The sequence below is a fragment of the Xanthocytophaga agilis genome, from assembly GCF_030068605.1.
GTDB lineage: Bacteria > Bacteroidota > Bacteroidia > Cytophagales > 172606-1 > Xanthocytophaga > Xanthocytophaga agilis.
In genome coordinates, this window is the sequence record NZ_JASJOU010000053.1 from 1 (window position 1) to 786 (window position 786).

The 786-nt window shown below is 46.1% G+C and carries 1 protein-coding gene; it reads left to right on the top strand.

The features are described 5' to 3' along the window. Positions 1-786, top strand: a 786-nt coding sequence (locus tag QNI22_RS40145; RefSeq protein WP_314520318.1) for a hypothetical protein, incomplete at both ends; no start/stop codon positions are given.

The window sequence follows — 786 nt, forward strand, 5'->3', positions numbered from 1 at the left end:
TGGGTACACAGAGTAAACCGCTGACCTATTTTGCCATTCAGAATTGTACCTTCAACGGGGCACTGACAGTGGCTGTGGAAACTTCCAATACCGCTCGTTTTCTCAATACAACCTTTAATGGTCCTGTTAGTCTGAGTGGACCGGGCAACACTGAGTTGTATGCCATTACGGCCAATGCCAACCTGACTATTCTTTCAGGGGTAGTCTCGATGGGAACCAGTTCTATGTTTGCCAGTGGAACGGTGGTGAATGTTTACAGCCGGTTTATAGCCAATAATTATACTCATACCTTTCGGAATAATTTTACTTTACAGAATAATTCACAGTTTCTGATTGGTTTTGCACAGACCTATCAGGGCAGTATCAGCATGGGAAGTGGGGTAACGGCCAGTTTCAGTGGGGGGGCTCAGACTTTTACCCAGCCAGTCAGTGTGGGCAGTGGATCCACAGTGACTTTTACCAATACTGCCGCGACAACCTTAGATGATGTGACACTGGCAGCCGGAAGCACGTGGCGTTTTTCAGCCAGCAGTACCAGCACTGTCAATGGAGATTTTCTTACCAATGGCAGTTGCAGTGCACCTGTGAGTGTGAATTCGAACACAGGTTCTTCTCAGGCAAGTGTCAAATTTACTTCCTTTTCCAATCCCCAGTATGTGAATATTTCCAATATCAACAATACAGGGTCTGCTCTGAATATGTTGTATGGGATAGGCACTAACAACACCAATATCAGTATTGCTTCAGCCCGCACTTTGTATTGGGTAGGCAACAGTGGAAGCTGGA